Origin of the sequence: Mesorhizobium sp., assembly GCF_041661565.1 — a bacterium.
Classification (GTDB): domain Bacteria; phylum Pseudomonadota; class Alphaproteobacteria; order Rhizobiales; family Rhizobiaceae; genus Mesorhizobium.
Map to the genome: position 1 here is coordinate 1 of NZ_JBAZUD010000218.1, position 5,461 is coordinate 5,461.

Sequence of the window (5,461 nt, forward strand, 5' to 3'; positions counted from 1 at the left end):
GCCTGGGCATAGGCGCATCGCGCTGCCACCGCCGGCGACGAGGAAGAGACGGCGACGCCGAACATGCCGGTTTTCGCACAACGCGCCACAATGGAGAATGTCATGTCCTGGTATCCGGCAATCAATCGGGAATGACGGCGGTACCGTCAATCTCCACCAGCCAGTTGGGGCGCGCCAGTGCGCTGACCACCAGCCCGGTCGAAACCGGATGAACGCCCTTGATATATTCGCCCATGACCCGATAGACCGCTTCCCTGTGGCGGACATCGGTGATGTAGACCACAATTTTGACCAGGTGCTCCATGCCGCCGCCGCATTCCTGCAGCAGTTGCCGGATGTTCTGCATGACCTTGTGGGTCTGCTCGGCAGGGTCGTGACTGCCTATGTCCTTCGCCGTATCGAGATCCTGCGGGCATTGGCCTCGCAGGTAGACGGTCTTGCCGCCACGCGTCACGACAGCCTGACTTAGGTCGTTGTCCAGCTGCTGTTCGGGATAGGTCTTGCTTGTGTTGAACTTGCGAATGCGTGTGTGCGTCATGCTCGGTCTCCATCTATCGGCTCGCTGACCCACGCCTCGACTGGCTTTCGCTGCCGCTTGGTCATTCGAAATCGTCTTCGTCCCTGCTGGCCACATCAGGCTTCGGGCACCAGGCTACGACCGAACGAAGGTTGCAGCCGCCGCGGTTGCGCGATGATTGGCGGCTCCATAGTCCCGGTACCGGCGCTGCGTCGAAATCCGGTCCGCGACAAATTTCGCGTCATGCCATACCCCCCAGATGAAGCTCGATCCCCGGCGCGACTGCCAGGGCAATCCGAGAAAGTAAATGCCGGGTTCCGCCGACACCCCTCGCTGATGTCTCGGACGGCCATTTTCGTCGAATGTGTCGACCTTGAGCCAGCTGTAGTCGACGGTGTAGCCGGTTGCCCAGATGATGGCTTGGACTCCGGCCTCCGCCAGGTCGAGTTCCAGGATCGGGTTGGCGATGCACTCGGCTTCAGGATCAACGATGCGCGCCGCGGGCTCCGGCGGAAGGTCGAGCCCGTTGCGGTCGACATAGGCGTCGGCCTCATCGAGAATAGCGAACAGGCTTGCATCACCCCGTTCTATATTTTCGCGCAGGTCCGGCGCGAAGGTCATGATGCCGTCGCTGTAATCATTCGTTCGTCCAACGAGGACCATCCCCTGCGCGGCCAGGCGCCGGAAATCGATCGTCTCGCCGCCCCTGGCCCCGCTGACCGCGATCGTCACATGCTCGGTGCCGGGCCCCGGCGTGTCGAGGTCCCACTTTCCCAGAACCCCAAGCCACCAGCAGAAGTCACGACCGCGGTAGCTGCGTGGTGGACGGTCGTGCGGCCCGACGGAGAGGTAGACGCGCCGTCCGGCGCGCCTCAGCTCGTCGGCGATCTGAACCCCCGATGAGCCGGCGCCGACCACCATCACGGAACCGTCTGGCAATTGCCCTGGATTGCGATAGTCGCGGGAATGGATCTGCAGCAGTCCGAAGCCGTCTGGAACGATGTCGGGTCTTGCGGGATGCTGGAAAGCGCCCGTCGCGGCAACGATATTGTTGGCCTCGATCAGGCCTCTCGACGTCTCGACCAGGAAGCCCGGCCGACCGATCCTTCTTCGCACGTCCAGCACTTCGACCCCGCAGCGCACCGGTGCCTGGATCATCGTCGCATAGGCGGCAAAGTAGTCCGCCATTGCTTCCTTTCCCACGAACGAGTCCGGATCGGCGCCAGGGATTTCCATTCCGGGGAATCGGTCGTGCCAGGCCGGGCCGTTCGCAACCAGTGAATCCCATCGCTCGGAGCGCCACCGCTCGGCGATGCGGCCGCGCTCGATGACGATATGGGGCACGCCGCACAGACCAAGATGCTCGCTCATCGCGATCCCGGCCTGGCCCGCACCGACCACCAGCGTGTCGATCTCCTCAACCGCCATTCAAATTCCTCTGCTGCGTCACCGAAGCGGATCATGGCCGCGTGCTTCCGATGCAGCCGTAGTGCCGTCCGCCGCCCGGCACATGCGCCGTCCTTCGGGGAGACCTAACCGCATCAAATGGCTGGCGCACATAACGAATCTCCGAACCCATGCGTCATCATTTCCGAATTTCCTGTCCTGCCCGACAACCATACTGTCGGCGGCGTCGATCCGACCGCAGGGCAAGCAGGGGGACGCGGCATCGCGTCGCGCGCCAGTCCGCTGGTTTGCGGCGGCATTCCAGAGGGATTGCGTATGAGGGCGGAAAGCTTCGACTACATCGTTGTCGGCGCCGGCTCCGCGGGCTGCGTCGTGGCCAACCGGCTGAGCGCGGACCCGTCGGTGAGCGTCTGTCTCGTCGAGGCGGGTGGCAGCGACACCAGCATGCGGGTCAAGATGCCGGCGGGCATTCTCTCGCTCTACGGCAATCCGAGATATGATTATCGCTTCGTCGGGGTGCCGCAGGCCGGCCTCAACAACCGCCGCATCCCGGTCAATCGCGGCAAGGCGCTCGGAGGATCGAGTTCAATCAACTCAATGGTCTATATCCGCGGCGCCGCGGAGGACTATGACGGCTGGGAGCATCTCGGCTGCACGGGCTGGGCCTACAGGGACGTCCTGCCGGTGTTCAAGCAACTTGAGCGCAACCTGCTCGGTCAGGACGCCCGCTACCATGGGACGACCGGCGAGCTGCTCGTCGACAATCCACGCGACCCGAACCCCGTTTCACGCCTTTTCGTCGAAGCCGGAGCCCAGGTGGGATTGCCGGCGAATGCCGATTTCAATGCGGAAAGCCAGTTCGGTGTCGGCATCTACAATGTTACGCAGGACCGAGGTCAACGCTTCAGCAGCTTCACCGCCTTCGTGCGGCCAGTGCTCGGACGCAAGAACCTCACCTTGATGAGCGAATGCGAAGTGATCAACCTCGTCTTGGCCCAACGTCGCGTGACCGGAATGCACGTCGACCATCGTGGCGAGAAGAAGCAGCTGCTCGCCAAGCGCGAGGTCATAGTGTCGGCGGGCGCCATCAACTCCCCGAGGATCCTGATGACGTCCGGCATCGGCCCGGCCGATGAGTTGAAGCAGATTGGAATCGACCCCGTCCATGATCTTCCCGGCGTCGGCAAGAACCTGCAGGATCATGTCGACGGCATGATTACCGTGCGGTCATCGAGCACCAAGACGCTGGGCCTTTCCTTGCGCAATGCCCCTCGCATCGCAGCAGCTCCCCTGAGATATTTCGCCAGCCGCAAGGGCATGCTAACCACCAACTACGTGGAAGCCGGCGGCTTCGCGAAAACCAGCTATGCCGGTCACCTCCCCGACATCCAGTTTCATTTCGTGCCGGGCTACCGCAGCCACCGCGGCAGACTGATCGAATATGGCCATGGCTATGCCATCCACACGTGCGTGCTTCGGCCGAAAAGCGTTGGAGAGATCCGCCTATCGCGCGACGCGGCCAGGCCAGAGGTTCTGATCGACCATCGCTTCTTCTCGAACGAGGATGATGCCAAGGTGCTTGTCGAAGGCATAAGGATAGCGCGCGGCATTTTCTCCGCGCGCCCGTTCGACGGCATTCGCGGCGAAGAAATCCTCCCCGGAAAAGACATCGTTCGCGATGACGAGATCCTCGCTTATCTTCGCGCCGAAGCGCTCACCGTCTATCACCCTGTGGGCACCTGCAAGATGGGCGTCGATGGCATGGCCGTAGTGGAGCCGGCGACCCTCAAGGTGCGTGGCCTCGAGGGGATCAGGATCGCCGACGCGTCCGTCATGCCGACGCTCATCGGCGGCAACACCAACGCGCCCTCGATGATGATCGGCCAGAAGGCGGCGGATATGATCCTGGGTTCAACCCGCACCTGATCAACCCAAGGGCGGCCAGCCCCGGAAGTTCGAGTGGCGTCAGGCGGAGGCTTCGGCTGGCGTCGGCGCTTTCGCCAGGCGCCGCAATGTCGAGGCGGCGGATCGCATGGTGAACTCGCGCGCGACTGCGTAGCAGGCAGCCCACACCCAGTGTCCGCCCGCCATTCCGGCGAGCATGGTTCCACACATCCACCACCAACCGTAGACGCCTGCGACCTGAGCTGGCATGAGCAGGGCGCCGCCCAGAACCATGCCCGCGGCCATGAACACGAACCGGCCGCCACCGCGGAGCCCCAGTCCAAGCCGCGTTCGCCAGTCGCGTCCGCCCATGTCGACCACGCCGATCAGCATGGCAAGATGCATGGACGGCAAGAGATCCAGATGGAGCACCATCGTATCGTAGATGCCAGCGGCCCCGCCGCATATATCCGGCGACAGGGGAGCGTGGGTCAGGTCGACCAGAAATCCGACCAGCATCGCCACGGCGCAGAAGCGAGGTCCACCCAGGGGGTGCGGTCGACCCAGGGCTGGCCCGGCAGGCATCTTGTCAGCCTTTTGCCGACGAACCGAGGATCCGCGTCAGTCGCGCCGCTATGTCTTCAGCACCGGAAACATCCGCGAAATGGGTGACGTAATTGCCATCTTCATCCATCAGGAACGTCATCGCCGTATGAGGCACGTCGTAATTGCCTTCCGCATCGGCCGCCTCCTGCTCAGCATAAACCTTGTAGGCCGACTTCATCCCGGTGACCTGGTCACGGTCGCCGGTGAGCCCCAGGAACCTTGGGAAACGGCTTTCGAGGAACGCCTTCATGACCTCCGGCTTATCCCTGTCGGGATCGACGCTGACATAGAGCGGCTGGAGCCGGTCGGCCAGCGGGCCCAGAAGATCCAGCACCCGAGACAGTTTCGTGAGATTTTCGGGGCACACCACCTTGCAGTGCGTGAATCCAAAAAAAATCAGCTGATGAGAACCGCGAAAGGTCTGCTCCGTCACCTGCCGGCCGTGGTGATCGACCAGGGCGAACGACCCTCCGATCTTCACCATGGGACGAACGACGTTGTTCATTCTGGCTTCCCCGATCTATGACCAGCGCAGGACGATGTCGGTCTGGCGCTCGATGGAGCATTCGACGACCAGCAGATCGCCCTCGAACCGGGCCATCGGGGCGTCAGTCTTGTTGACCTCTTTGCCGCCGCTGGCCACCTCGACACCGTCGATTTCCAGCCGCCAGCTCTGGCCACAGGAATGAACGTTCGCGAATTCGAAGCGGGCGGGACCGCCAGCGTCGCCATGCGCGGGCCGTGCGGTGACCACCAGGACATTGCGGTCGGGCAGGAACACCGCCCGGGCGATGTCAATGTGCCGCGAGACCTCGGCGAGGTTGGGCTGCGCCAAACGCGTTTTGGCCCAGTCGGCAAAATAGAGCTTGTTGAGGCCGTCCTTCCGATTGAGCCGGGCGTAAGCGAAGTTCGCATTGCCGGACAAGGGCGTCACACCGACAAACTTGCCGTCCACCCAAGTCTGCTCGTTGCGCGGATAGTAGAGGCCGCCATCCTTCCAGGTGGGGTTCATGTTGCGATCGACGTAATCCAGGATTTCCGGAAGCC

Annotated in this window: 6 protein-coding genes and 1 pseudogene; 1 reads left to right on the forward strand and 6 read right to left on the reverse strand. The window is 62.9% G+C overall.

The window, feature by feature from the left end:
• The 3 genes from WC739_RS24260 to WC739_RS24270 all read right to left on the reverse strand — a co-directional run.
• A partial coding sequence (locus WC739_RS24260) for a DUF1028 domain-containing protein (protein ID WP_372955538.1) occupies positions 1–104 on the reverse strand: 104 nt, incomplete at its 3' end.
• A 17-nt stretch (positions 105–121) separates the two neighbouring features.
• Positions 122–538, reverse strand: coding sequence for a RidA family protein (locus WC739_RS24265; protein WP_372955533.1), 417 nt, complete (start codon positions 536–538; stop codon positions 122–124).
• Between the two features lie 114 nt (positions 539–652).
• Complete coding sequence (locus WC739_RS24270) at positions 653–1,945, reverse strand: flavin-containing monooxygenase (RefSeq protein ID WP_372955534.1); 1,293 nt, start codon at positions 1,943–1,945, stop codon at positions 653–655.
• 117 nt (positions 1,946–2,062) lie between these two features.
• Here WC739_RS24270 and WC739_RS24275 point away from each other — a divergent pair, with 117 nt between their 5' ends.
• A complete protein-coding gene (locus tag WC739_RS24275) occupies positions 2,063–3,850 on the forward strand; it encodes a GMC family oxidoreductase (RefSeq protein ID WP_372955535.1) in 1,788 nt (595 codons plus the stop codon).
• A 39-nt stretch (positions 3,851–3,889) separates the two neighbouring features.
• On the opposite strand, the gene WC739_RS24280 is transcribed toward WC739_RS24275, so the two are convergent.
• From WC739_RS24280 to WC739_RS24290, 3 genes and pseudogenes are all read right to left on the reverse strand, one after another.
• Positions 3,890–4,327, reverse strand: coding sequence for a hypothetical protein (locus tag WC739_RS24280; RefSeq protein ID WP_372955536.1), 438 nt, complete (start codon positions 4,325–4,327; stop codon positions 3,890–3,892).
• Positions 4,328–4,397: 70 nt separating this feature from the next.
• Entirely contained in the window at positions 4,398–4,919 is a 522-nt protein-coding gene (locus WC739_RS24285; protein ID WP_372955537.1) for an SCO family protein, read from the reverse strand.
• A 15-nt stretch (positions 4,920–4,934) separates the two neighbouring features.
• A pseudogene (locus WC739_RS24290) lies at positions 4,935–5,461 on the reverse strand (hypothetical protein); the annotation flags it as partial.

Coding starts and splice junctions, on each gene's coding strand:
- WC739_RS24265 (WP_372955533.1), bottom strand. CDS start 538: ATGACGCACACACGCATTCGCAAGTTCAACACAAGCAAGACCTATCCC.
- WC739_RS24270 (WP_372955534.1), bottom strand. CDS start 1,945: ATGGCGGTTGAGGAGATCGACACGCTGGTGGTCGGTGCGGGCCAGGCC.
- WC739_RS24275 (WP_372955535.1), top strand. CDS start 2,063: ATGGCTGGCGCACATAACGAATCTCCGAACCCATGCGTCATCATTTCC.
- WC739_RS24280 (WP_372955536.1), bottom strand. CDS start 4,327: ATGCTGGTCGGATTTCTGGTCGACCTGACCCACGCTCCCCTGTCGCCG.
- WC739_RS24285 (WP_372955537.1), bottom strand. CDS start 4,919: ATGAACAACGTCGTTCGTCCCATGGTGAAGATCGGAGGGTCGTTCGCC.